Here is a 24,449-nt window from a genome sequence, read left to right on the forward strand (position 1 = left end):
CGTGGATCGCCGCGCGCGGTTCCTCGAGGTGCTCGGGATTCGGACCGAGTGGGTGCCGAAGGCGGGGGTAGGGACTGTGCTGGCGGGCGGGTCTGGAGAGGCCGCCGAGGTTGCCGAGCGTGACCAGCTTCCCGAGCTTCCCGAGCGTTCGGCGCTCTCGGAGGTTCAGGCCGTCGCGCTCGACCGTGAGCCGGCCTTCGAGGCCGGGCCAGCGGAGGTCCGGCCCCCGGCGGTGGTGGCGCCCGCGCGCGAGCCCGTGCCGGAGGTCGTCCATGCGCTGCTGCCGCAGCGGGCGGCGGACATCGCCGCGATGGACTGGGACGCGCTCGAGGCGAACGTCGCCGGTTGCACCGCGTGCGGCTTGTGCGAGACGCGCACGCAAACCGTGTTCGGTGTCGGCGATCGCGCCGCCGAGTGGATGCTCGTGGGAGAGGCCCCCGGGCAGAACGAAGACCTGCAAGGCGAGCCGTTCGTCGGGCAGGCCGGCAAGCTGCTCGACAACATGCTTGGCGCGCTGAACCTTGCGCGCGGGCGGAACGTCTTCATTGCCAACGTGCTCAAATGCCGGCCGCCCGAGAATCGCGATCCCGCGCCGAACGAGGTCGAGCAGTGCGAGCCCTATCTGCGCAGGCAGATCGCGCTCGTCAGGCCGAAAGTCATCGTCGTGCTGGGCCGGTTCGCCGCGCAGTCGCTGCTGCGCACAACCACGCCGATCGGCAAGCTGCGCGGCACGGTGCACGAGTACGAGGGCATTCCGGTCGTGGTGACGTATCACCCGGCCTACCTGCTGCGCACGCTGACCGATAAGGCGCGGGCGTGGGAGGATCTGTGCCTGGCACGCGAGGTCCACGATCGTGCGGGAGCTCAAGCCTGACCTCGCGCACGCCCTCAGCCCCGGCGGACCGGCCCTGGCCGGCCCCGACGGGTCCGGCGACCCGTGGCCGCTCTGGCGCCACGCCACCTCCCAACGCGTCCGCGACCTCGCATGGTGCTCGCTCGCACCGCCGCTGCTGTCGCGGCTTCCTGAATTCGATATTGCGGGCCTGGGCCGGGCATTCGGACTGGCGCGCTGGCCGGAGGCGTCGCGCGCCGCGTGGATGCGGTGGCTGGCCACGGCAGATCCGGCGTTGTTGCCGGAAACCATCGCCGAGCTTGCCGATCAGCGAGGGGCGGAGGGCGGCGCGCCGGCCGGTAATCGGAGCCTGCGCCTGGGCCGCCATGCCGAGCGCCTGCTGCATTTCGCGCTGACCCACGCACCGGGGCTGGAACTGCTCGCGTCGAATGTGCCCGTCCGCCATCGGCATGATCGCGGCATTCGCACGCTGGGCGAGCTCGACTTCGTCTGGCGCGACCCCTCGCGCGGCGAGGTCGTGCATTGGGAAATGGCCACCAAGTTCTACCTGCACGTCGGCGAGAACGAATCGGGCGCCCCTGTCGTCCCTGTCACGGGCCTGCGCGCGTTCGTCGGCCCGAACCTCGTGGACCGGCTGGGCGACAAGCTGGAGCATATCGTGCAGCGGCAACTGCCCCTCGGCGACACGCCCGACGCCCGCGCGGCGCTCGGGTGCGCGATCGATCGTGGCGAGGTGTATCTGCTGGGCTGGCTGTTCTATCGCGACGACATCCTGCCGTCCGGGCTCGACGCCCTGGGCATCGCTCCCGATCACCTGCGCGGCTGGTGGTCGACGCTCGATGCCTGGGCCGCGCGCGCCGCGGCGAGGCCCACCTCGCGCTGGTGCCGGCTATCGCGCGGGGACTGGCTGTCGGGCATGCGGGTGGGCGCCGTCCCGGCGCCGGGAGACCCCCGGTTCGAGGACGCGGCAGCGCTTCACGCCGCGCTGGCCGCGCGTTTCGCGGACCCCGAACCCGAACACAGCTGGCGGCGCGAATCGCCCGTCATGTTGTGCGAACTCGCCCCCATCGGCACGGCGGGCGAGGAGGGATGGATCGAGATATCGCGGGGATTCGTGGTGCCGGACGGCTGGGAGGCGCGGGCGAGGGAACGCATCGCCCGGCGCTAGCGAGGGCTAGTGAGGGGCAGCGCCTGGTCGGCCCCGGCGCGATCCGGTACTCAGTGGTGCTTGTCCTCGCCGATCATCGCGAGGGAGTTGAACGTACGCACGTTGTAGCGGTGGAGCCGCATCACGAGGTACATCGTGATGCAGATGAACAGGCCCAGCGCGATGATCACAAAGCCGATCGGGCAGTTGAGCTTGATCAGCAGCGCATAGAGACACAACATCAGCAGCACCGACACGTTCTCGTTGAAGTTCTGCACGGCAATCGAGTGGCCCGCCGACAGCAGCACGTGCCCGCGATGCTGGAGCAGCGCGTTCATCGGCACGACGAAGTAACCGGACATGGCGCCGACGATGGCCAGGAACACATAGGCAATGGCCATGTACAGCGGCATGTGCCAGCCCATCAGGTCGATGGTCACGGCCGGCATCGCGTCCTTCGTGTAGAACGCCATCAGCATGACCGTCGCGCCCATCGCCACGCCAAACGGCAGGACCGACAGCGAACGCTTGAGCGGAATACGCGCCGCCGCGAGAATCGCGCCCACCGCCACGCCCACTGCCACGACAGCCTGGAGCAGCGCCCCCTGCGACAGGTTGAGCCCCAGCGAATGCTCCGCCCACTTGAGTACGATGAACTGCAGCGTGGCCCCGACGCCCCAGAACAGCGTCGTCACGGCCAGCGAGATCTGGCCGAGCTTGTCGCGCCACAGCGCCACGAAGCAGTCGCCGAACTCGGCGATGAGCTTGATCGGGTTCTTCTCCTGCGCGGGATAGCGCGCGCCCGTATCGGGAATGAAGATGTTGAAGATGGACGCGATCAGGTAGCACAGCATGATCACGACCATGGCCGCTTCGGCCGGGGTATTGATGCCGGTATCGATGTACGGCACGTCGAGCCGCAGCAGGATATCGGACACGTGCACCGAGATCAGCGCTCCACCGACCACGGTGCCGAGGATGATCGACCCGACCGTCAGCCCCTCGATCCAGCCATTGGCCATCACGAGTTTCTCGGGCGGCAGCAGCTCGGTGAGGATGCCGTACTTGGCGGGCGAATAGGCCGCGGCGCCGAAACCGACGATCCCGTAGGCCAGCAGCGGGTGCAACCCGAACATCATGATCGCGCAACCGACGATCTTGATCGCGTTCGTAATAAGCATCACGCGGCCCTTCGGCATCGAATCCGCGAACGCGCCGACGAACGCGGCGAGCACGACATAGGAGAGCACGAAGAACAGCTTGAGCAGCGGGGTCATCCACTGCGGGGAATGCAACTCGGTAAGAAGGGCGATGGCTGCGATGAGCAGCGCATTGTCGGCCAGCGACGAAAAAAACTGCGCGGCCATGATGGTATAGAAACCCTTCTTCATGCTATCGACTTTGTCTCCATCGCGGACGGGCAGGGAACCTGGCACGGCGGCCGTGTCAAAGTGGGGCGGATGCGTGACATTTGCTCGCCGCGAGGCTTGCCGTACCGTCATAGACATATTGCTTCACTTATAAAACATGGCCTGAGCGTCCGGCTTTATATCACGAAAACGCGACATTTCAGCACACTGGCGGACGGCCTTTTTGACAGCGGGTGACGGATTGGATTCCCGGAATCCGCATCCAACTGTGTTCAAATATCGGCTGCGCGGCGCGCGCCCGGATGTGGCCGATAGCCCCCGGGCCGGCGATGCCAGCCACCACGGTCTGAAAACGTTGGGCACTTGCGAGGCGGTGACGGGGTCTACCCTGATGACCGTCGTCCGATACACCGATGACGTGCAAGCGACGTGCAAGAGCCAGTCTCCCAACGGACCAGCCATCACCGTGGATGTTCCAAGAATTTTTTACGATGCCAAGACCCATCCAAGCTGTTATCCACCAGCCCGCCCTCGCCAATAACCTCGAGGTCGTGCGCGGCCGCGCCCCGGGCGCGCGTGTCTGGGCCGTGGTCAAGGCCAATGCGTACGGCCACGGTATTCGCCGCGCGTTCGCCGGCCTGCGCGGCACCGACGGTTTCGGACTGCTGGACCTCAATGAGGCCGTTCTCCTCCGCGAACTGGGCTGGCAGGGCCCGATCCTGCTGCTCGAGGGCTTCTTCCAGCCGCAGGACGTGGCGCTGATCGAGCAGTACCGGCTGACCACCGCCGTTCACAACGAAGAGCAGTTGCGCATGCTCGAACTGGCGCGGCCGAAGGGACCGCTGGCGCTCCAGCTCAAGCTCAATACTGGCATGAACCGCCTCGGCTTCCGCCCCGCGCAGTACCGCGCAGCGTGGGAGCGCGCACGCACGATGTCGTGCGTGGGGAGCATCGTCCACATGACGCATTTCTCGGATGCGGACGGTCCGCGCGGCATCGCGCACCAGATCGAAGCGTTCGATGCGGCGACGGCAAACCTGCCCGGCGAAGCCAGCCTCTCGAATTCGGCGGCGGTCCTGTGGCATCCGGAGGCGCATCGCGCTTGGGTGCGGCCGGGCGTGATCCTTTACGGCGCGTCGCCAAGCGGCCGCGCCGCCGATATCGCCGACACCGGACTGCAGCCCGCGATGTCGTTGCATAGCGAACTCATCGCGGTGCAGGATCTGCAGGTGGGCGATACCGTCGGCTATGGCTCCTTGTATACGGCCGAGCGGCCGATGCGGATCGGCGTGGTGGCTTGCGGGTACGCGGATGGCTACCCGCGCCATGCCAGCGGGTGGGGCGAACTCCGCGCGCCGGTGCTCGTCGATGGCGTCCGCACGGAGCTGGTCGGACGCGTGTCGATGGACATGCTGTGCGTGGACCTGACGCCGTGCCCGAAGGCCCGCGTCGGGTCGCCGGTGACGCTGTGGGGGCATGGGCTGCCCATCGACGATGTGGCGGCGGCCAGTGGCACGGTCGGGTACGAGTTGATGTGCGCGCTGGCGCCCCGCGTGCCGACCACCGTGGCGACCATGACCGGCGCGCCCGAATCCATGTGAACCAAAGGCATCGAAGCAACCTTGGCCAAGATCAAGACTGTCTATACGTGCACCGAATGCGGCGGGACCGCGCCGCGCTGGCAGGGTCAGTGTCCGCATTGCCAGCAGTGGAACACCCTCGTGGAAACCGTCGCCGATTCCGGGTCGGCGGCGGCGCGGCGCTTTCAGCCATTGGCGGCGTCCGCCATGGTGCGCAAGCTCTCGGAAATCGACGCCGCCGATGTGCCCCGGTTCTCGAGCGGGATCGACGAGTTCGATCGCGTGCTCGGCGGCGGGCTCGTGGCCGGCGGCGTGGTGCTGATCGGGGGTGACCCGGGCATCGGCAAGTCGACGCTGTTGCTGCAGGCGCTTGCCAATCTGGCCGGCGAACGGCGCGTGCTTTATGTGAGCGGCGAGGAGTCCGGCGCGCAGATCGCGTTGCGCGCGCAGCGGCTTGGCGTGGAAAGCCCCTCGCTCGGGCTGCTGCCCGAGATCCAGCTGGAGAAGATCCAGAGCGCACTGGAGTCGGAGAAGCCCGAGGTCGCGGTGATCGACTCGATCCAGACGCTGTACTCGGAGGCATTGACCTCCGCGCCGGGCTCGGTTGCACAGGTGCGTGAATGCGCGGCGCAACTGACGCGCATTGCCAAGAGCAGCGGCATCACGATCATCCTCGTCGGCCACGTCACGAAGGAAGGCAGCCTGGCGGGGCCGCGCGTGCTCGAGCATATCGTCGATACGGTGCTGTATTTCGAAGGGGACACGCATTCCTCGCATCGGCTCATTCGCGCGTTCAAGAACCGCTTTGGCGCGGTCAACGAGCTTGGCGTGTTCGCGATGACGGAGAAGGGCCTGCGCGGCGTCAGCAATCCGTCGGCGCTGTTTCTGTCGCAGCACGAGGAATCGGTGCCGGGCTCGTGCGTGCTCGTGACGCAGGAGGGCACGCGGCCCCTGCTCGTCGAGGTGCAGGCGCTGGTGGATGCGGCCGGGTCGCCCAATCCCCGGCGGCTGGCGGTGGGGCTCGAGCAGAACCGGCTGGCGATGTTGCTGGCCGTGCTGCATCGGCATGCGGGCATCGCGTGCTTCGACCAGGACGTGTTTCTCAATGCGGTGGGCGGGGTGAAGATCACCGAGCCGGCGGCGGATCTGGCCGTGCTGCTGTCGATTCATTCGTCGATGCGGAACAAGCCGCTGCCGCGTGGGCTCGTCGTGTTCGGCGAGGTGGGTCTCGCGGGTGAGATTCGTCCGAGTCCGCGTGGGCAGGAGCGCTTGAAGGAAGCGGCCAAGCTTGGCTTTACGGTCGCCGTGATTCCCAAGGCCAATGCGCCGAAGCAGCCCATCGAGGGCCTCGAGGTGATTGCGGTGGAGCGCATCGAGCAGGCCATCGATCGCGTGCGGCATCTGGAGTCATGACGGTGCGCGCCGACCGGCCATCGCGGTCTCACGGGGCGTATCAGAGCCTGCGCGACGACATTTTCGCGTTTCGGCTGCTGCCCGGCGACCGGTTTACGGAGAACGACGTCGCGGAGCGGCTCGGCATCTCGCGCACGCCAGTACGGGAGGCCTTGCTGCGGTTGCAGGGCGATGGACTGGTCCGCGGGTATTACCGCAATGGGTGGGAAGTGGTGCCGCTGGATCTGGCGCGGTTCGAGGCGTTGTATGAATTGCGGACGATGCTCGAGACCCATGCGGTGATGCGGTTGTGCGGGGCGGGGCGCGCGGATGGGCTGGCTCGGCTCGTCGCCGAACTGGACGCCATCTGGCGTGTGCCGGTGGCCGAGCGGCTTGCCGACGGCCAGCGCGTGGCCGAGCTCGACGAGGCGTTCCATCTGGCCATCGTCCATGCCGCGGGCAACCCGGAGGCCGCGGCCGTGCATCAGCAGGTAACGGACCGCATCCGCATCATCCGCCGGCTGGACTTCGCATTTGGCACGCGTATCTCACTGACATACGACGAACACGGCGCGATCCTCGCGGCGCTCGAGGCCGCCGATGGTCAGCGCGCCGTGGCGCTGTTGTCCGCGCACATCGAAGACGGCCGCGCGGAAGTCAGCCGCCTGACGACCGAGCGCCTCGAACAGGCCCGCACCAGCCTTGTGCGGCCCAAAGTCCCGAACGCACCCGCACGGCGCAGACGGTTCGGCTGACGACCGGCCCCGGCGCCTGCGCGCCATCCCTCAGTCCTCGGTTTCTCACCGGGCGTATCCCCACCGCTGCCGCCATGGTGGCCGTCTCCAGCGCCATCCCGGCCATCCCGCACCCCTGAGCTGACGTTTATCCGGCGTCTTTGGCACGCATGTTGCGAACGATCTTGCAGGAAATTTATGTATACATAAATCGCGGATCGTACTGTGAGCTTTCATCTTCAACCCACCCGTGGCAGCCGAGGCATGGCTGTCGCGCCCCATGCGCTGGCCGCGCAGAGCGCCGCGGCCATCCTGCGCGAGGGCGGCAATGCCGTCGAGGCCATGGTCGCCGCGGCCGCCACCATCGCGGTGGTCTATCCGCATATGAACAGCATCGGCGGCGACGGCTTCTGGCTGATCGCGCGCCCCGGCGAAGCGCCGCGCGGACTCGAGGCGTGCGGTGCGGCGGCCGGCGCCGCGACCATCGCCCGCTATCGGGAAGCCGGCCTCGACAGGGTGCCCACCCGCGGTGGCATGGCCGCGAACACGGTGGCCGGGACGATCTCTGGCTGGCATGCCGCGCTCGAATGGTCGCGTGAAGCGCTCGGCGGCCGTCTGCCGCGCACGCGGCTGCTGGCCGACGCCATCGCCTACGCGCGCGATGGCGTGCCCGTGACGCAAAGCCAGGCCGCGTGCGTCGCGCTGAAGGCCGACGAACTTCACGACATTCCCGGTTTCGCCGCGACGTTCCTCTCGTCGGGGCTGCCGAAGACGGGGCAGCGTTTCCGCCAGCCACGCCTTGCCAGCACACTCGAACAACTGGCGCGGGCGGGCTTCGACGATTTTTATCGAGGGGATCTCGCCAATACGCTCGCGGGCGAACTTGCGGCGGCGGGCAGTCCGCTGACGCTCGCCGATCTCCACGCGCATCGCGCGGTCTGGAAGACGCCGCTGGAGCTGGCGCACTCGCGCGGCACGGTCTACAACATGCCGCCGCCGACGCAGGGGCTCGTGTCGCTGCTGATCCTCGGGCAACTCGATCGTCTGGCGCGTGAAAACGTACTCGGCACGGATCCCAACGGCCCGGCCTTCGTGCATGCATGCGTGGAGGCGACCAAGCAGGCGTTTCGCGTGCGCGACCGCCATATCACCGACCCGGCCTACATGGAGATCGACCCGCGCGACCTGCTCGCGCCACCGTGGCTCGATGCGGCGGCGGCGCGCATTCGTCCCGACGCGGTGCTGCCATGGGGGGAGGGCATGGGCCCGGCCGATACGGTCTGGATGGGCGCGATCGACCGGCAGGGCGTGGCCGTCAGCTTCATCCAGAGCATCTATCACGAGTTCGGCAGTGGCATCGTGCTGCCGGACTCCGGCGTCAACTGGCAGAACCGTGGCTGCAGCTTCTCGCTCGACCCCGATGCCCGCAATCCGCTGACGCCGGGACGCAAGCCGTTTCACACGCTGAACCCCGCCATGGCCCGCCTCGACGATGGCCGCACGCTCGTCTACGGAAACATGGGCGGCGATGGCCAGCCGCAATCGCAGTCGGCGGTGTTCTCGCGCATCGTCCATTACGGCATGCACCCGCAGGCGGCGATCGACGCGCCGCGCTGGCTGCTCGGCCGCACGTGGGGCCAGACCAGCGACACGCTGAAACTCGAATCGCGCTTTCCCGAGGCCACCCAGCACGCGCTGCGAACGCTCGGGCACGACGTGGAGATGCTGCTGCCGTACGACGAAACCATGGGCCATGCGGGCGCGATCGTGCTCGGTGCCGATGGGCTCTACGAGGGCGGCAGCGACCCGCGCAGCGATGGCGCGGCGGTCGGGTGGTAGTGGGGTGTTTGCCTGCCGGCAGGTTTCCGCCGCGCTCCCATCGGCGCGCGGCTTTCATTGAAGTCCGTCTCACAGTCTGAAGGAGTGGTTCCATGCGTACGGTTGCAAATAACGCGGCAGACGCGGCGCTGCCAGCGTCGCAGGCATTGCCGCTGGCGCGCACGCGCTGGATTCAGTTGTTGCTGGGCCTCGCCTGCATGATGGCGATCTCGAGCCCGCAGTATGTCTGGACGCTGTTCACCAAGCCGCTGTCCGCCAAGCTCGGTGTGCCGCTGTCGGAGCTGCAGATCACGTTCTCGATGCTGATCGTGCTGCAGACGTTCTTCTCGCCATTCCAGGGCGCATTGATCGAACGCTTCGGGCCGCGCCGGCTGATTGCGCTCGGCACGGTACTGTCGGGCCTGAGCTGGGTGCTGGCGTCGCAGGCGCAGACCGTGGGGATGCTGTATCTGAGCTACGGCATCGTCGGCGGGCTGGGCACGGGCATCGTCTACGTCGGCGTAGTCGGCCAGATGGTGCGCTGGTTCCCCGATCGGCGCGGGTTTGCGGTGGGCATGGTCGCGGCGGGCTACGGCATGGGCGCGATCGTCACGACGTTCCCGATTGCCGCGTCGCTCGCGGGCAAGGGGCTCGAATCCACGCTGTGGCAGTTCGGCCTGCTGTTCGCGGCGATCGGCTTCGTCGCCTCGCAGGGCCTGCGTGCGCCGGATGCCAGCGACGTGTTGCCGGCAGCGTCCTCGCAGGTGACCTCCAACGTGGCGGACGTGCCGACGCGCACGATGCTCAAGACGCCGCTGTTCTATCTGCTTTTCGCGATGATGACCATGATGTCGACGTCGGGCCTGATGGTCACGTCGCAGATGGCCGCGTTCGCGAAGGACTTCGGTGTGTCCAACGCGGTGGTGTTTGGCATGGCCGCGCTGCCCCTTGCGCTGACCATCGATCGCCTCACCAATGGCCTGACGCGGCCGCTGTTCGGGTGGGTGTCCGACAAATGGGGGCGTGAAAACACGATGTGTTTCGCATTCGCACTGGAAGCGGTGGCGATGACGCTGTGGCTGCTGACGCGCGAGAACGCCGTGCTGTTCGTGCTGCTGTCGGGCGTGGTGTTCCTCGGCTGGGGCGAGATTTTCTCGCTGTTCCCGTCGACGCTGACCGATACCTTCGGCACGAAGTACGCGACGACGAACTACGGCTGGCTCTATATCTCGCAGGGTATCGGCTCGATCTTCGGTGGCCCGCTCGCGGCGCTGATGCATGAGCGCATGGGCAGCTGGATGCCGGTATTTGGCGTGGCCATTACGCTGGACGTTCTCACTGCCGTGCTGGCCATTGCTGTCCTCAAGCCGTGGCGTCGTCGGTATCTGTCCGCGCAGCCAGCGGCATGAACGATGCGCGCTGCGGCAATCCGCCGCAGCGCGGGGCGCGGGGATTGCGTAAGCGGGTCCGACGCGATCGGGAAAATCGGCCATAATGCGCGTCGAAACGTTCGTCATGCTGCGCATGACCTCACCAGTATTCGATGCCCATGCAAGCCAATTCCCGCGCTTATTTTCTGCTGATCGCCATCCTGTCGTTCGGCGCCGTCGCCTTTGCCGTGTATCTGCAGATGGCGGAGGGCTACCAGCCTTGTCCGCTCTGCATCATGCAGCGGTTTGCGTTCCTCGGGATCGGCATTTTCTCACTGCTTGCCGTCGTGGCGCAGAACACGCGGACGCTGTGGCAGGGGCTCGGCATGCTGTCCGGCGTCGCGGGCATTGCGGTCGCCGGGTATCACGTGTCGCTGCTGCTGAATCCCAAGGCATCGTGCGGCATCGATCCGCTCGAGAACTGGGTCAACCAGCTGCCCACCGCGCGCGTGCTGCCGCAGCTGTTCTATTCCGATGGCCTGTGCACGGCCGAGCTGCCGCCGATTCTCGGGCTGTCGATTCCGGCGTGGTCGCTGATCTGGCTCGTGATTCTGACGCTGACGCTTGCGGTCGGACTGATCCGCCGCGAGAAGCACTACCGCTGAGACCGCTTCGGTACGATTCGGGCGTCGCCCTGGTTTACAGGATCTGCTCGATTTGCTCTTGTAGTTCGAGCCAGCGTTCTTCGAGCTGATCCAGTTCGCCAGTGACCTCGCCCTGGCGCTTCAGCATCTCCATGAGCTTCGCCTTGTTGGCGTCCGCGTAGCTCGACTCATCGGCCATGAACGCGTCGATGGTCTCCTTGTCGGCCTGCAACACGGCCATCCGCTTTTCGATTTTCTCGACTTCCTTCGTCAGCGGCTTGCGCAGTTGCGCGAGCCGTTGGCGTTCGTCGGCCTCCGCGCGGCGCTGGTCCTTGCGGTTGACGGCCGGCGCGGCGTCGCCCGCGTGCGCGGCGGTGGCGGCATTGCGCTTGGCGGCCGCCTGTTGCAGCAGCCAGTCGCGATAGTCGTCGAGGTCGCCGTCGAACGGGCGGATGGTGCCATCCGCCACGAGCATGAACTGGTCCGACGTGGCGCGCAGCAGGTGGCGATCGTGCGAAACGAGGATCAGCGTGCCTTCGAATTGCGCCAACGCCATGGTGAGCGCTTCGCGCGTGTCGAGGTCCAGGTGGTTGGTCGGTTCGTCGAGCAGCAGCAGGTTGGGCTTTTGCCAGACGATGAGGGCGAGGGCAAGTCGCGCCTTCTCGCCGCCCGAGAACGGCTCGATCGGCGCGGTGGCCATGTCGCCTCGGAAGTTGAAGCTGCCGAGAAAGTCCCGGAGCTCTTGCTCGCGCGTGTCGGGAGCGAGGCGGGCGAGGTGCTGCAGCGGCGAGTCGTGGTCGCGCAGCGTCTCAAGCTGATGCTGGGCGAAGTAGCCGATGACGAGGCCCTTGCCGTGCCTGAGCGTGCCGGTCATCGGGTCCTGCGTGCCGGCGAGCGTTTTCACCAGCGTGGATTTGCCCTGGCCGTTGGCGCCGAGGAGGCCGATGCGCTGGCCGTTCTGGATGGAGAGCGCGAGGTTGTGCAGGATCTTCACGGGCGGTTCCGCGTCGGGGTAGCCGCAGTCGACACCGTCGAGCACCATCATCGGGTTCGGGGCGGACTCGGGTTCCCGGAACTCGAAGGCGAAGCCGGCGGCGGCGTGGACGGGGGCGAGCCGCTCCATCCGTTCGAGCGCCTTGACGCGGCTCTGCGCTTGCCGGGCTTTCGTTGCCTTGGCCTTGAAGCGCGTGATGAACGATTCGAGGTGGGCGATTTCCTTCTGCTGACGCGCGTAGGCCGCCTGTTGCAGCGCCATTTGCTGCAGCCGTTGCGTCTCGAACTGCGTGTAGTTTCCGCCGTAGCGGTTGAGCTTCAGATGTTCGATATGGACCGTGACGGTGCAGATGGCGTCGAGGAACTCGCGGTCGTGCGAGATCATGACGAGGGTGCCCTGATAGCGCGCGAGCCAGTCTTCCAGCCAGACGATGGCGTCCAGGTCCAGGTGGTTGGTCGGTTCGTCGAGCAGCAGCAGGTCGGAGGGGCACATCAGCGCCTGGGCAAGGTTCAGGCGCATGCGCCAGCCGCCCGAAAACGACGACACCGGTTGCGAGACCTGTTGCAGCGTGAAGCCCAGGCCCAGCAGCAGGGCTTCGGCGCGGGAGCTCGCGGTGTAGCCGTCGGCGTCGGCATAGGCGGCATGCGCTTCCCCCTCGGCCGCGCCATCGCCCGAGGCCTGGGCCGCGGCGATGCGGGCTTCGATCTCGCGCAGCCTTGTGTCGCCGTCGATGGTGTAGTCCACCGCGCTGCGCGCGACGGCGGGGGTTTCCTGCGCGACGTGGGCGATGCGCCAGCTGGCGGGGATGAAGACATCGCCACCGTCGGGGTGGAGGTCGCCTTTCAGCATGGCGAACAGCGTCGATTTCCCGCTGCCGTTGGCGCCAACAAGACCGACCCGCTCGCCGGGGTTGAGGGTCACGCTGGTATGGTCGAACAGCACCTTGGTGCCGCGCTGGAGGACTAGCTGGTCGATTCGGATCACGGGAGACAGGCGATGGACGGTCGTTGCAGGGCGGCATTGTAGCGTGCGGAGACGCCGATCCCGTCGCCTAGGGGATTACCCGTATTCGGGTTCCTCAGGGTTCTCCTGGTATGCCGTTTGCGTGTAAATTTATTTACATGAGTTGGCGCACGAGGAAAGTGCCTTTTCATCAAGCCTGCTTTCCTCGCCGCGCCCATCGGTCCCGCTATTGGTGCGCGCGCCGAATATTGCACCAGATTGAAGCCTGCCCGCCCGCAGGATACCAGCCGCCCCATGCACGAAGGTTTGTCGATTTCCGAGCGTATCGCCCGAAGCCTCCCCACGCTGACGCCCGCGCATCAGCGTATGGCGGGCTACGTGCTGGACAATCTGTTCCGCGCCGCGACGATGCGTATCGATGAATTTGCCACCGCCGTCGACGTATCCGTGGCCACCGCCAATCGCTTCGCCCGCGCGTTGGGATTCGAAGGGTATCCCCAGTTCCGCGCCGAACTCGTGCGCGGGTTCGAGGCCACGCTCGCCCCTGTGGAGCGTCTTCGCACCGAGCTGGAGCGTCCGTCTTCGGTGGCCGACGTCATCGCCGCCGCGCTCGAAGATGGGGCGCGTAACCTCGATGCCACCCGCCGCTCGCTCGATGCCGATGCCTGCGAGCGCGCCGTCGACGCCATTCTCGGCGCCGAACGTGTGTACGTCATGGGCTTCGGCGCCAGCGGGTTCCTCGCGGGCCTGCTGCAACACGGCCTCGAGATGCATTGCCGCATGGTGACCTCGGTGTCCAACGCGGGCGGCGCCTCGCATGCCGCGCGGCAGTTGTTCAAGCTGCAGCCGCAAGACCTGGTGATCGCCATCGCGTTTCCGCGTTACGTCGCCGACAGTATGCTGCTCGCCCAGCGCGTGAAGGCCCACGGTGGCCGCCTGCTGGCGCTGACCGATGGCCCGACCTCGCCGCTCGCACCGCTCGCCGACATCGCGCTGTACGCGAACGCGGGCAACCGTCTGTCGGCCAACTCCGATGCTACCGTCCTCGCGCTGATCGAAGCGCTGTGCGGCGCGGTGGCCTATCGCTCCGCGCGTTCGGTGAAGGCTGCGGCCGAGATGACCGAATTCCTGCTGCCATGGCTATACGGCGCGCCCGGCGCGCGCGGTGCCCACGGCGCCGATACGCCCGGCGGCGATATCGCGACCCCTTCCCGGCAAGGCGCCTCGCGCCGTGCCGCCCCGAAATCTCCTGACTGAGTTACCCGAACCGATGAATTCCGCTGTCATTGCCATCCACGGTGGCGCCGGCACGATTACCCGCGCCGCAATGGACGCGCAACGCGAACGCGAGTACACCGAGGCCCTCGAGCACGTGCTGCGGGAAGGCCAGCGCGTGCTGGCCGGTGGCGGCAGCGCGCTCGACGCGGTCACCGAGGCCGTGCGTTTGCTCGAGGACTGCCCGCTGTTCAACGCGGGCAAGGGTGCCGTGCTCACGCACGCCGGCACGTACGAGCTCGACGCCTCCGTGATGGACGGCGCGACGCTGAACGCCGGCGCCATTACGTGCGTCAAGCGCGTGCGCAATCCGGTGCTGGCCGCGCGCGCGGTGCTCGAGCACAGCGAACACGTGCTGTTCGCGGCTGAGGGCGCGGAGGCGTTCGCCGAGGCACAGGGCCTCGAACTCGTGTCCCCCGACTACTACTTCACGCAGGCACGGCATGACCAGTGGCAGCGCGCGCGCGCCACGGCAGGCATGGCGCTGCTGGATCACGATGCAGCAGCGCTCGCCGCGCAAGCCGCGCGGGCGAAACAGCCGGAAGGGACCGATCCCATCGACCCGGACCGCAAGTTCGGCACGGTCGGCGCCGTGGCCCGCGACGCGCGGGGAAACCTTGCCGCGGCCACGTCGACCGGCGGCGTGACGAACAAGCAGGTCGGCCGCGTCGGCGACACGCCGGTGTTCGGCGCGGGCTGCTATGCGGATGACGTCGCGGCGGTCTCGGCTACCGGTACCGGCGAAATGTTCATCCGCACGGTGGCGGCCTTCGATGTCTCCGCGCAGATGCGCTACGCGGGCCTGTCGCTGGAAGAATCCGCACGCCGCGTGGTGATGGAGAAACTGACCGCGATCAACGGCCGTGGCGGTCTGATCGCGGTGGATCGCGCGGGCAACGTCACGTTGCCATTCAATACCGAAGGCATGTACCGCGGCATCGCGCGCGTGGGCGAGCCCGTCAACGTCTGGATTTACGGTTGAGCATGAATTCTCGAATCTCCCCCTCCGGCCTGGTGCTGCCGCCCGAACGCGTCGTCGCCGTGCGCGGTCTCACGGTGCGCTTCGCCACGAGCGAACGCAGCGTGGAAGCCGTGCGCAACCTGTCGTTCCACGTCGATCGCGGTGAAACGCTGGCTGTCGTCGGCGAGTCGGGTTCCGGCAAGTCGGTTACGTCGCTCGCGCTGATGCGGCTGGTCGAACATGGCGGCGGCCGCATCGTGAGCGGCAGCATGTCGCTGCGCCGCCGCAGCGGCGACGTCATCGACCTCGTCAACGCGAACGACGCCACGCTGCGCAGCGTGCGCGGCGCGGACGTGGCGATGATCTTCCAGGAGCCTATGACCTCGCTGAACCCGGTATTCCCGGTTGGCGAGCAGATTGCCGAGTCGATCCGCCTGCATCAGGGCATGAGCCGATCGGCCGCGCGCGCGGAGGCGCTGCGCATGCTCGAACTCGTGCGCATTCCCGAAGCGCGCCGCGTGCTCGACCGCTTCCCGCACCAGTTGTCGGGCGGCATGCGCCAGCGCGTGATGATCGCGATGGCGCTCTCGTGCAAGCCCGCGCTGCTGATCGCCGACGAGCCGACTACCGCGCTCGACGTGACCATTCAGGCCGAGATCCTGCAGTTGATCCGCAACCTGCAGGCCGAGATGCACATGGGCGTGGTCTTCATCACGCACGACATGGGTGTGGTGGCCGAGGTCGCCGATCGCGTACTCGTGATGTACCGTGGCGAGAAGGTGGAAGAGGGCGCGTCCGACGATGTGTTCCATACGCCCGCGCATCCGTACACGCGCGCGCTGCTGTCCGCGGTGCCGAAGCTCGGCGCGATGACGGGCACGGAGTTGCCGGCCAAGTTCCCGCTCGTGCAGGTGAACGACGCCGCGGCCCCCGTGGTGGAGATTCCGCAGGACACGGTCGCGCCCGACGCCGAGCCGATTCTGCGCGTGCGCGACCTCGTGACGCGCTTCGACGTGCCGGGCGGCCTGTTCGGCCGGGTGCAGCGCCGCGTGCACGCGGTGGAGCAGGTGAGCTTCGACCTGTATCCGGGCGAGACGCTCGCGCTCGTGGGCGAGTCCGGCTGCGGCAAGTCGACCACGGGCCGTTCGCTGCTGCGCCTGGTCAACGCGCAGAGCGGCACCATCGAATTCGCGGGCCAGAACATCAGCCAGATGCAGGGCTCCGCACTGCAAAGCCTGCGCCGCAATATCCAGTTCATCTTCCAGGATCCGTTCGCGTCGCTGGACCCGCGCGTGCCGGTCGGCTACTCGATCATGGAGCCGCTGCTCGTCCACAAGGTCGCGAGCGGCAAGGAAGCGGAAAAGCGCGTGGCATGGCTGCTCGAGAAAGTGGGTCTCACGCCCGAGCAGGCCGGACGCTATCCGCACGAGTTCTCGGGCGGCCAGCGCCAGCGCATCTGCATCGCGCGCGCGCTCGCGCTGAACCCGAAGGTCGTGGTCGCCGACGAATCGGTGTCCGCGCTCGACGTTTCCATCCAGGCGCAGATCGTCAACCTGATGCTCGACCTGCAGCGCGAACTCGGCGTGGCGTTCCTGTTTATTTCGCACGACATGGCCGTGGTGGAGCGCGTGAGCCATCGCGTGGCCGTGATGTACCTCGGCCAGATCGTCGAGATCGGCCCCCGTCGCGCGATCTTCGAGAACCCGCAGCACCCGTACACGAAGAAGCTGATGTCGGCGGTGCCGATCGCCGATCCGGCGCGCCGCCACATGAAGCGCGAACCGCTGTCCGATGAAATCCCCAGCCCGATCCGCGCGGTCGGCGACGAGCCCGTGGTCAAGCCACTGGTGCCCGTCTCCGGCAGCGGCGCGCATGGACATTATGTCGCCCGCCATCCGGTCGGCGGCGCCTACTGAAGTTTGTGGTCCTTTCCACCAGGAGAAAAAGAATGACGATCCGTATGGTTTCGCCCAGGCTGTTCGCCGGCGCCGTTGCAGTCGGCGCTCTGGGCATGCTCGGCGCGAGCCCCGCGTTTGCCGCCAAGGACGCCGTGATGGCCGTGGACTCCACGTTCACCACGCTCGATCCGTACGATTCGAACGACACGCTGTCGCAGGCCGTGACCAAGTCGTTCTACCAGGGCCTGTTCGGCCTGGACAAGGACCTGAAGCTCGTCAACGTGCTGGCCGAAAGCTACGAAGCCAGCAAGGACGGCCTGACGTACACGATCAAGCTCAAGAAGGGCGTCAAGTTCCATGACGGCACCACGTTCGACGCGAACGCCGTCAAGGCGAACTTCGATCGCGTGATCGACCCGGCCAACAAGCTCAAGCGCTACACGCTGTTCAACCGCGTGGCCAAGACCGACGTGATCGACGCCAACACGGTCAAGATCACGCTGAAGGAGCCGTTCTCGCCGTTCATCAACGTGCTGTCGCATCCGTCGGCCGTGATGATCTCGCCGACGGCGCTCAAGAAGTGGGGCAAGGAAATCGCGTTCCACCCGGTCGGTACCGGCCCGTTCGAATTCGTCGAGTGGAAGCAGACCGACTACCTGAAGGGCAAGAAGTTCGCCGGCTACTGGAAAACCGGTTACCCGAAGATCGACACGATCACGTGGAAGCCCGTGGTGGACAACAACACGCGCGCCGCGGTGATGCAGACCGGCGAAGCCGATTTCGCGTTCCGCATTCCGTTCGAGCAGGCCGCCGTGCTGAAGACTAGCCCGAAGGTCGATCTGATCGATGCGCCGTCGATCATCGCGCGCTACATCTCGTTCAACACGCAGGTGAAGCCGTTCAACGACCCGAAGGTCCGCCAGGCCATCAACTACGCGATCAACAAGGACGCGCTGGCCAAGGTGGCATTCGCCGGCTACGCGACCCCGTCCGAAGGGGTGGTGCCCGCTGGCGTGGACTACGCCGAGAAGCTGGGCCCGTGGCCGTACGATCCGGCCAAGGCGCGCGAGCTGCTGAAGGAAGCCGGCTATCCGAACGGCTTCGAGACCACGCTGTGGTCCGCGTATAACCACACCACCGCGCAGAAGGTGATCCAGTTCGTGCAGCAGCAGCTGCAGCAGGTTGGCATCAAGGCGTCGGTGCAGGCCCTGGAAGCCGGCCAGCGCGTGGAGAAAGTGGAGAGCGTGCAGAAACCGGAAGACGCCGGCGTGCGTCTGTACTACGTGGGCTGGTCGTCGTCGACCGGTGAGTCCGACTGGGCGCTGCGTCCGCTGCTGGCTTCGGAATCGATGCCGCCGAAGCTGCTGAACACGGCCTACTACAAGAACGACCAGGTGGATGCCGATATCGCGGGCGCACTGCGTACGACCGATCGCGCCGAGAAGGCACGTCTGTACAAGGACGCGCAGGAGCGCATCTGGAAGGACGCGCCGTGGGCGTTCCTCGTGACGGAGAAGGTGCTGTTCGCGCGTTCGAAGCGTCTGTCGGGCGCCTACGCAATGCCTGACGGCTCGTTCAACTTCGACGAGATCGACATCAAGCAGTAAGCAGTAGCAAGCAGTCGCAGCAAGCAGTACCCCTCTCCCTCCGGGAGAGGGGAGCATCATTACATCGAATTCTTATGCTGAATTACTTCCTCAAACGATGCCTGGGCGTGATTCCCACACTGCTGCTCGTGGCGGTGATGGTGTTCCTGTTCGTCCATATGCTGCCCGGCGATCCGGCGCGGCTGGCAGCCGGCCCCGAAGCCGACCAGGCCACCGTGGAGCTCGTGCGCAAGGACCTCGGTCTCGACCGTCCGATGCACGAACAGTTCGTCCGGTTCTTCTCGAACGCGCTCCAGGGGGAGTTCGGCACATCGCTGCGGACCAAGCGTCCCGTCAGCGAGGAAATTGGCGAGCGTTTCCTTCCGACCCTCTATCTGACGCTGACGTCGATGGCCTGGGCGGTGGCCTTCGGCATGACCATCGGCATCGGGTCCGCGGTGTTCCGCAACAAATGGCCGGACCGCCTCGGCATGACGCTCGCGGTGTCGGGTATTTCGTTCCCGGCTTTCGCGCTCGGCATGCTGCTGATGGAAGTGTTCTCCGTGCAGCTGGGCTGGCTGCCCTCGATCGGCGCCGATAGCTGGAAGCACTACATCCTGCCGTCGCTGACGCTCGGCGCCGCCGTGGCCGCCGTGATGGCGCGCTTCACGCGCGCGTCGTTCATCGAGGTGCTGCAGGAAGACTTCGTGCGGACCGCGCGCGCCAAGGGTGTGCGCGAGACCGTGGTCGTGGTCAAGCACACGCTGCGCAACGCGATGATTCCCGTCGTGACGATGATGGGCCTGCAGTTCGGCTTCCTGCTGGGCGGCTCGATCCTCGTCGAAAAGGTGTTCAACTGGCCCGGCCTCGGCCGCCTGCTGGTGGACGCCGTCGAGATGCGCGACTACCCGGTCATCCAGGCCGAGGTGCTGCTGTTCTCGCTCGAATTCATTTTGATCAACCTCGTGGTGGACCTGCTCTACACGGTGATCAATCCTGCTATCCGTTACAAATAAGGGAGGGCCGGCAATGTCTGATATCTCTACGCCAGCCAGTTCCGGTTCGCACGAAGCGGCCACCGTCAACCCGTTCTCGCGCGAGCGCGTGCGCACGCCCTGGACCGAGTTCTGGCGCAAATTCCGCAAGCAGCATCTGGCCATCGCCGCCGGCGTGTTCGTGCTGATGCTGGTCGTGATCGCGGTGCTCGCGCCGTACATCGTGCCCTACGATCCGGAGAATTACTTCGACTACGACGCGCTGAACGCGGGCCCGTCGGTCGCGCACTGGATGGGCGTGGACTCGCTCGGCCGCGACATCTTCAGCCGCATCATCGCGGGCACGCGCATCTCGCTGGCCGCCGGTTTCTTCTCGGTGATCATCGGCGCCATCGTCGGTACCGTGCTGGGCCTGCTGGCCGGCTACTACGAAGGCTGGTGGGACCGCATCGTGACGCGGATTTCGGACGTGCTGTTCGCGTTTCCGGGCATTCTGCTCGCCATCGGTATCGTGGCGATCCTGGGCAACGGCATGACCAACGTGATCTTCGCGGTGGCGGTGTTCAGCATTCCGGCGTTCGCGCGCCTCGTGCGCGGCAACACGCTGATGCTCAAGCAACTGACCTACGTGGAAGCCGCGCGCAGTATCGGGGCGTCCGACTGGACCATCCTGATGCGCCATATCCTGCCGGGTACCGTCTCGTCGATCGTCGTCTATTTTTCGATGCGGATCGGCACGTCGATCATCACGGCGGCGGGTCTCTCGTTCCTGGGGCTTGGCGCGCAGCCGCCCACGCCGGAATGGGGCGCGATGCTCAACGAAGCGCGCGCGGACATGGTGACGGCGCCGCACGTGGCGATCTTTCCCAGCGTGGCGATCTTCCTGACCGTGCTGGCATTCAACCTGCTCGGCGACGGCCTGCGCGACGCGCTGGATCCGAAGATCGATCGCCGTTGATGACACCGACGCCAATCGAACCGGCGGCCGCGCCGCCGCGCGTGGGGCGGTTGCCCTCGGGCGCGCGCGATGCCATCACGGACGTGGCCGGCGTGACCGTCGGCCATTGCACGCTTGCGCACGATGGCTGCCAGACCGGCGTGACGGCGGTGCTGCCGCACGGCGGCAATGTCTATACCGACAAGGTGCCCGCCGCGGCGGCGGTGATCAACGGCTTTGGCAAGAGCATCGGCCTCGTACAGGTGGAAGAACTCGGCGTGCTGGAGACGCCGATCGCGCTGACCAATACGTTCTCCGTGGGGGCCGTGGCGCAGGCGCAGATCCGGGCCGCGATTGCCGACAATCCCGAGATCGGCCGCGCATGGCCCACCGTCAATCCGCTCGTTTTCGAGTGCAACGATGGGTACCTCAACGACATCCAGGCGATGGTCGTCGCGGGCGACCACTACGCGCGCGCGCTGACCGGCGCCGGCGTGGAGGTCGCGCAGGGCGCCATCGGGGCCGGTCGGGGGATGTCGTCGTTCGGCGTGAAGGGCGGCATCGGCACGGCGTCGCGCGTGGTCGAGTGCGGGGGGCGGCGCTACACCGTCGGGGCGCTCGTGTTGTCCAACTTCGGCACGCCGGAGTCGCTGGTGCTCGCGGGCGAGCATGTCGGCGACCGGTTGAGTGCAACGTTGGCCGCCAGTCTGGCGAATGAGGTGGCCGCGCCAGAAAAAGGCTCCATCATCATGATCGTCGCCACGGACGCGCCGCTCGACGCGCGGCAACTGCGGCGCCTGTCGCTGCGCGCGGGCGCGGGACTTGCGCGCACGGGCTCCGTCTTCGGGCATGGCTCCGGCGATATCGCGCTCGCGTTTTCCACCGCTTATACCGTTCCCCATGCCGTGCCGCATCACGACGCGGCGATGCCGGCCGTAGCAATGCTGCACGAAACCTGCCTCGATCCCCTGTTCCGTGCCGCGGCGGACAGCGTGGAGCAGGCCATCATTCACGCGCTGTGGCATGCCGAGGCCGTGACCGGCCGCGACGGCCATCGTCGCGCATCGCTGCGAGACGCGCTCGCCCTCTGAACCGTAGACCATGAAGATCCTGATTTCCGCCGATATCGAAGGCGTGGCTGGCGTATTTCATCCCGAGCAGACGCGCGCCGGCAACGGCGAATACGAACGCGCGCGCGCGTGGATGACGGCGGAGGCCAATGCGGCCGCGCAGGGCGCGTTTGCGGGCGGGGCGTCCGCCGTCATCGTCAACGATTCGCATGGCGGGTTCCGCAACCTGCTGCCGGACCAGCTCGATCCGCGCGTGCAACTGGTGCTTGGCAAGCCGCGCTACCTCGGCATGATGGCCGGCGTGGAGCAGGATTGCGATGGCGTGTTCATGATCGGCTATCACGGCCGCGCGCAGAGCCGCGGGGTACTCGCGCATACGATCAATAGCGGGGCATTTGCGCGTGTCTGGCTCAATGGGCTCGAGCTTGGCGAGGCGGGGATCTATGCGGCGCTCGCTGGCGAGTTCGATGTGCCTGTTCTGATGGCGAGCGGCGATGATGTGTTCATTGCGGAGACGCGACCGTTGATGCCGTGGGTCCGCTACGTCGAGACCAAGCAGGCCGGCGGGCAGGGCAGCGGCACGACGCTGTCCCCGGCCGGCGCGCGGCAGGCGATCGCCGAGGCGGCGGAGGCGGCGACGCGCCTCGCCTTCACACGGCCCGAGGCGCGGTGCTTCGAACTGACGGGGCCGATCAAGGTGCGGCTCCAGACCATGACGCCCGCGCATGCGGATCTGTTCTGCCAGTGGCCTGCGCTGGAGCGCGTGGAGGGCGATCTGCTTGCGTTCGAGGCGGACGCCGTGCAGTCGGCCGTGCGGATGCTCAACTCGCTCTCGGCGATGTCGTTCATGTTGAAGTAAGCGCGGGGCGCATGCCTTTGCGCGGGAGGCGTGGGGAAGGGTGGCGGGCTTGTGCGCGATAATGGCGCCTGTCTCATCCCCGCTGTACCCGACCATGACCGTCCCGAACGGCTGGACCCCAGTCCGCAAGGACTTCGTCGATCCCGCCACCACCCGCTGCCATGCCCGCTCGCCGCTCGGCGGCCGCCATCATGGCTTCCCGGAAGGCCACGCGTATATCCTGCGCGATGCCGAGGGGCACGAGTACCCGTTCGGCGCCGACTGCGCGCGGGCCGTGCTCCCCGAGCCGTCACTGCTCGAGACGGTCCCCGACTACACCGAACGCGACGTACCGCCCTCAGCCGCCTCGCTCCCCCGTATGGACAAGGATGCAGCGCGCAAGCTGGCCCGCCGCAATACCGCTACGCGCTATGTGGTCCTGCGCATGGAGAAGGTCGCCGCGGTTCCCCGGGTGCAGCCCACCGTGCGGTTTCCCGCGCTGGAAGACCTCTATCGCCAGATCGCGCGCGGCGAGCCTCTGTCCGATGCGCAGGTCACCCGCGTGCTCGGCATCGAGCGCAGCGCAAGCACGCCGCCGCGCCTCAAGGCCGAGAACCTGCTCGACGTCTACACCGCCCATACCAAGCTCGAACGCCTGATTGCCGAGTCGAACAACGTGGAGAACATCCGCTTCCTGCGTGGCGTGCATGACTGGCTGGCGCGGCATCTGGTGCTATCGGCCGCGCAGATCGCCGCCGCGGGCATCGTCATGCATCCGCACGCGTTCCGGTCGGGCATCGCCGCGCGAAGCTGAAGGCGAGGGTGGAAAGGCAAGCCAAATTGGCGTCTAATCGCAGCATCGTCCTCCGGACTCCGGGCCGCCCTGGCCCCACGTCGCCATGCGAGCCTCCGACTGTTTCGCGCAGAGCTATGCCGTCGCGCGCCAGAAGTTCCTCGATGCCGCGCGCGCTGCGGGCGCCGCACTGACGGAATTCCCCCATCCCACCGCGTTGGGCCGCGAGGAAGAACCGCTGGCCATCGATGTCGCGCTCGTCGGCGCACCGGACGCGCCGCACTGCCTGATGATCACGTCGGGCATCCACGGCACCGAGGGCTACTGCGGATCGGGCGCGCAGGTGGCGCTGCTGCGCGACGCGACCCTGCGTGCCGCCTGCGCGGAGGCCCGGGTGGCGCTGCTGCTGGTGCATGCGGTGAACCCGTATGGCTTCTCGCATCTGCGCCGCGTGAACGAGGACAACGTCGACCTGAACCGCAACTTCATGGACTTCGACCAGCCGCTGCCCGACAACCCCGCTTACGCGGAGGTGGCGCCGCTGCTGCTGCCGTCGCAGTGGCCGCCGTCGCAGGCCGACCATACCGCGCTGATGCAGGCGATCGCCGCGCGCGGCATGGCGTGGTATCAGGCCGCGGTCAGCGCGGGCCAGTATCAGGATCCGGATGGCATGTTCTTTGGCGGCACGCAGGCGACGTGGAGCAACTACACGCTGCGGCGCATCCTCGCGCGCTATGGATCCAACGGCGGGGCAGAGCGCGCGTCCTTCCGCTGGATCGACATCCACACGGGCCTCGGCCCGCGCGGGTATGGCGAGCCCATCTACATGGGCCCGGACGATGCCGCCCAACTCGCGCGCACGCGAGAAGTGTGGGGCAACGGCGTGACCTCGATGTACGACGGTTCGTCGACGTCCGCGCAGCTGAACGGCGTGGCATGGCTCGCGTTGCCGCAGACGCTGGGCCCATTGCCATTGCTCGACTATGCGGGCATCGCGCTCGAGTTCGGCACGCTGCCGATCGCCGAAGTGCTGGAGGCCCTGCGCGGCGACCATTGGCTACACCTGCATCCCGATGCCGACGAGAACCAGCGCGCGCTGATCCGGCGCGCGATGTGGCAGGCGTTCTATATCGACAGCGACGATTGGCGCGAGAGCGTGGTCGCGCAGGTGACGGACGCGGTGGAAAAGGGTATCGTGCGCTGACATAACAACGACGTATCACTACAACCT

Annotated in this window: 20 protein-coding genes; 18 read left to right on the top strand and 2 right to left on the bottom strand. The window is 67.0% G+C overall.

Going from position 1 to position 24,449, the window contains the following annotated elements; genetic code table 11:
- Nucleotide 1: 1 nt before the first annotated feature.
- The gene (locus KHP16_RS06075) at nt 2-874 is read left to right on the top strand and encodes a uracil-DNA glycosylase (protein WP_121491324.1); all 873 of its coding nucleotides are present in this window, start codon (nt 2-4) and stop codon (nt 872-874) included.
- Entirely contained in the window at nt 855-2,021 is a 1,167-nt protein-coding gene (locus KHP16_RS06080) for a DUF1853 family protein (protein ID WP_211959745.1), read from the top strand. The genes KHP16_RS06075 and KHP16_RS06080 overlap by 20 nt, the downstream gene beginning before the upstream one ends.
- Before the next feature lie 50 nt (nt 2,022-2,071).
- Here KHP16_RS06080 and lplT read toward each other — a convergent pair whose 3' ends face one another.
- The gene (lplT, locus tag KHP16_RS06085) at nt 2,072-3,391 is read right to left on the bottom strand and encodes a lysophospholipid transporter LplT (protein WP_109581289.1); all 1,320 of its coding nucleotides are present in this window, start codon (nt 3,389-3,391) and stop codon (nt 2,072-2,074) included.
- Between the two features lie 470 nt (nt 3,392-3,861).
- Between lplT and alr the strand changes: the two genes are divergently transcribed.
- The 6 genes from alr (at nt 3,862) to KHP16_RS06115 (ending at nt 10,929) form a co-directional block, all read left to right on the top strand.
- On the top strand, nt 3,862-4,971 hold the full coding sequence (alr, locus tag KHP16_RS06090) for an alanine racemase (RefSeq protein WP_109582690.1): 1,110 nt from the start codon (nt 3,862-3,864) through the stop codon (nt 4,969-4,971).
- 21 nt (nt 4,972-4,992) lie between these two features.
- On the top strand, nt 4,993-6,363 hold the full coding sequence (gene radA, locus KHP16_RS06095) for a DNA repair protein RadA (RefSeq protein WP_211959746.1): 1,371 nt from the start codon (nt 4,993-4,995) through the stop codon (nt 6,361-6,363).
- Nucleotides 6,360-7,097 carry a GntR family transcriptional regulator gene (locus KHP16_RS06100; protein WP_211959747.1) on the top strand — a complete coding sequence of 246 codons (738 nt, stop codon included), beginning with the start codon at nt 6,360-6,362 and terminating at the stop codon, nt 7,095-7,097. The genes radA and KHP16_RS06100 overlap by 4 nt, the downstream gene beginning before the upstream one ends.
- A gap of 243 nt (nt 7,098-7,340) precedes the next feature.
- Nucleotides 7,341-8,915: a gamma-glutamyltransferase family protein gene (locus KHP16_RS06105; protein ID WP_109581286.1), complete on the top strand. Its 1,575-nt coding sequence runs from the start codon at nt 7,341-7,343 to the stop codon at nt 8,913-8,915.
- A gap of 92 nt (nt 8,916-9,007) precedes the next feature.
- Nucleotides 9,008-10,303, top strand: a complete 1,296-nt coding sequence (gene oxlT, locus KHP16_RS06110; protein WP_211959748.1) for an oxalate/formate MFS antiporter — start codon at nt 9,008-9,010, stop codon at nt 10,301-10,303.
- Between the two features lie 140 nt (nt 10,304-10,443).
- Nucleotides 10,444-10,929, top strand: coding sequence for a disulfide bond formation protein B (locus tag KHP16_RS06115; protein WP_109582689.1), 486 nt, complete (start codon nt 10,444-10,446; stop codon nt 10,927-10,929).
- A 34-nt stretch (nt 10,930-10,963) separates the two neighbouring features.
- Here KHP16_RS06115 and KHP16_RS06120 read toward each other — a convergent pair whose 3' ends face one another.
- A complete protein-coding gene (locus tag KHP16_RS06120) occupies nt 10,964-12,886 on the bottom strand; it encodes an ATP-binding cassette domain-containing protein (RefSeq protein ID WP_211959749.1) in 1,923 nt (640 codons plus the stop codon).
- Between the two features lie 273 nt (nt 12,887-13,159).
- Between KHP16_RS06120 and KHP16_RS06125 the strand changes: the two genes are divergently transcribed.
- The 10 genes from KHP16_RS06125 (at nt 13,160) to KHP16_RS06170 (ending at nt 24,422) form a co-directional block, all read left to right on the top strand.
- Complete coding sequence (locus KHP16_RS06125) at nt 13,160-14,122, top strand: MurR/RpiR family transcriptional regulator (protein WP_109581283.1); 963 nt, start codon at nt 13,160-13,162, stop codon at nt 14,120-14,122.
- Nucleotides 14,123-14,135: 13 nt separating this feature from the next.
- Complete coding sequence (locus tag KHP16_RS06130) at nt 14,136-15,122, top strand: isoaspartyl peptidase/L-asparaginase family protein (protein ID WP_211959750.1); 987 nt, start codon at nt 14,136-14,138, stop codon at nt 15,120-15,122.
- A gap of 2 nt (nt 15,123-15,124) precedes the next feature.
- Nucleotides 15,125-17,017: a dipeptide ABC transporter ATP-binding protein gene (locus KHP16_RS06135; protein WP_109581281.1), complete on the top strand. Its 1,893-nt coding sequence runs from the start codon at nt 15,125-15,127 to the stop codon at nt 17,015-17,017.
- A 32-nt stretch (nt 17,018-17,049) separates the two neighbouring features.
- Nucleotides 17,050-18,606 carry a glutathione ABC transporter substrate-binding protein GsiB gene (gene gsiB, locus KHP16_RS06140; protein WP_109581280.1) on the top strand — a complete coding sequence of 519 codons (1,557 nt, stop codon included), beginning with the start codon at nt 17,050-17,052 and terminating at the stop codon, nt 18,604-18,606.
- Between the two features lie 74 nt (nt 18,607-18,680).
- Nucleotides 18,681-19,601 carry a glutathione ABC transporter permease GsiC gene (gsiC, locus tag KHP16_RS06145; protein ID WP_109581279.1) on the top strand — a complete coding sequence of 307 codons (921 nt, stop codon included), beginning with the start codon at nt 18,681-18,683 and terminating at the stop codon, nt 19,599-19,601.
- A gap of 13 nt (nt 19,602-19,614) precedes the next feature.
- A complete protein-coding gene (gsiD, locus tag KHP16_RS06150; protein WP_109581278.1) occupies nt 19,615-20,538 on the top strand; it encodes a glutathione ABC transporter permease GsiD in 924 nt (307 codons plus the stop codon).
- On the top strand, nt 20,538-21,608 hold the full coding sequence (locus tag KHP16_RS06155) for a DmpA family aminopeptidase (protein ID WP_115952170.1): 1,071 nt from the start codon (nt 20,538-20,540) through the stop codon (nt 21,606-21,608). The genes gsiD and KHP16_RS06155 overlap by 1 nt, the downstream gene beginning before the upstream one ends.
- Nucleotides 21,609-21,618: 10 nt before the next feature.
- Nucleotides 21,619-22,446 (top strand): M55 family metallopeptidase, encoded by an 828-nt coding sequence (locus KHP16_RS06160; protein WP_109581276.1) that lies wholly within the window; start codon nt 21,619-21,621, stop codon nt 22,444-22,446.
- Between the two features lie 94 nt (nt 22,447-22,540).
- Entirely contained in the window at nt 22,541-23,239 is a 699-nt protein-coding gene (locus KHP16_RS06165) for a hypothetical protein (RefSeq protein ID WP_115952171.1), read from the top strand.
- Between the two features lie 85 nt (nt 23,240-23,324).
- Entirely contained in the window at nt 23,325-24,422 is a 1,098-nt protein-coding gene (locus tag KHP16_RS06170; RefSeq protein WP_121491000.1) for a M14 family metallopeptidase, read from the top strand.
- Nucleotides 24,423-24,449 lie beyond the last annotated feature (27 nt).

The organism is Cupriavidus plantarum (assembly GCF_905397285.1).
Lineage (GTDB): Bacteria > Pseudomonadota > Gammaproteobacteria > Burkholderiales > Burkholderiaceae > Cupriavidus > Cupriavidus plantarum.

What these genes read in the sequence shown, in the direction of transcription:
- lplT (WP_109581289.1), bottom strand. Translation starts at nt 3,391, where the DNA reads ATGAAGAAGGGTTTCTATACCATCATGGCCGCGCAGTTTTTTTCGTCG.
- alr (WP_109582690.1), top strand. Translation starts at nt 3,862, where the DNA reads ATGCCAAGACCCATCCAAGCTGTTATCCACCAGCCCGCCCTCGCCAAT.
- KHP16_RS06100 (WP_211959747.1), top strand. Translation starts at nt 6,360, where the DNA reads ATGACGGTGCGCGCCGACCGGCCATCGCGGTCTCACGGGGCGTATCAG.
- KHP16_RS06105 (WP_109581286.1), top strand. Translation starts at nt 7,341, where the DNA reads ATGGCTGTCGCGCCCCATGCGCTGGCCGCGCAGAGCGCCGCGGCCATC.
- oxlT (WP_211959748.1), top strand. Translation starts at nt 9,008, where the DNA reads ATGCGTACGGTTGCAAATAACGCGGCAGACGCGGCGCTGCCAGCGTCG.
- KHP16_RS06115 (WP_109582689.1), top strand. Translation starts at nt 10,444, where the DNA reads ATGCAAGCCAATTCCCGCGCTTATTTTCTGCTGATCGCCATCCTGTCG.
- KHP16_RS06125 (WP_109581283.1), top strand. Translation starts at nt 13,160, where the DNA reads ATGCACGAAGGTTTGTCGATTTCCGAGCGTATCGCCCGAAGCCTCCCC.
- KHP16_RS06130 (WP_211959750.1), top strand. Translation starts at nt 14,136, where the DNA reads ATGAATTCCGCTGTCATTGCCATCCACGGTGGCGCCGGCACGATTACC.
- KHP16_RS06135 (WP_109581281.1), top strand. Translation starts at nt 15,125, where the DNA reads ATGAATTCTCGAATCTCCCCCTCCGGCCTGGTGCTGCCGCCCGAACGC.
- gsiB (WP_109581280.1), top strand. Translation starts at nt 17,050, where the DNA reads ATGACGATCCGTATGGTTTCGCCCAGGCTGTTCGCCGGCGCCGTTGCA.
- gsiC (WP_109581279.1), top strand. Translation starts at nt 18,681, where the DNA reads ATGCTGAATTACTTCCTCAAACGATGCCTGGGCGTGATTCCCACACTG.
- gsiD (WP_109581278.1), top strand. Translation starts at nt 19,615, where the DNA reads ATGTCTGATATCTCTACGCCAGCCAGTTCCGGTTCGCACGAAGCGGCC.
- KHP16_RS06155 (WP_115952170.1), top strand. Translation starts at nt 20,538, where the DNA reads ATGACACCGACGCCAATCGAACCGGCGGCCGCGCCGCCGCGCGTGGGG.
- KHP16_RS06160 (WP_109581276.1), top strand. Translation starts at nt 21,619, where the DNA reads ATGAAGATCCTGATTTCCGCCGATATCGAAGGCGTGGCTGGCGTATTT.
- KHP16_RS06165 (WP_115952171.1), top strand. Translation starts at nt 22,541, where the DNA reads ATGACCGTCCCGAACGGCTGGACCCCAGTCCGCAAGGACTTCGTCGAT.
- KHP16_RS06170 (WP_121491000.1), top strand. Translation starts at nt 23,325, where the DNA reads ATGCGAGCCTCCGACTGTTTCGCGCAGAGCTATGCCGTCGCGCGCCAG.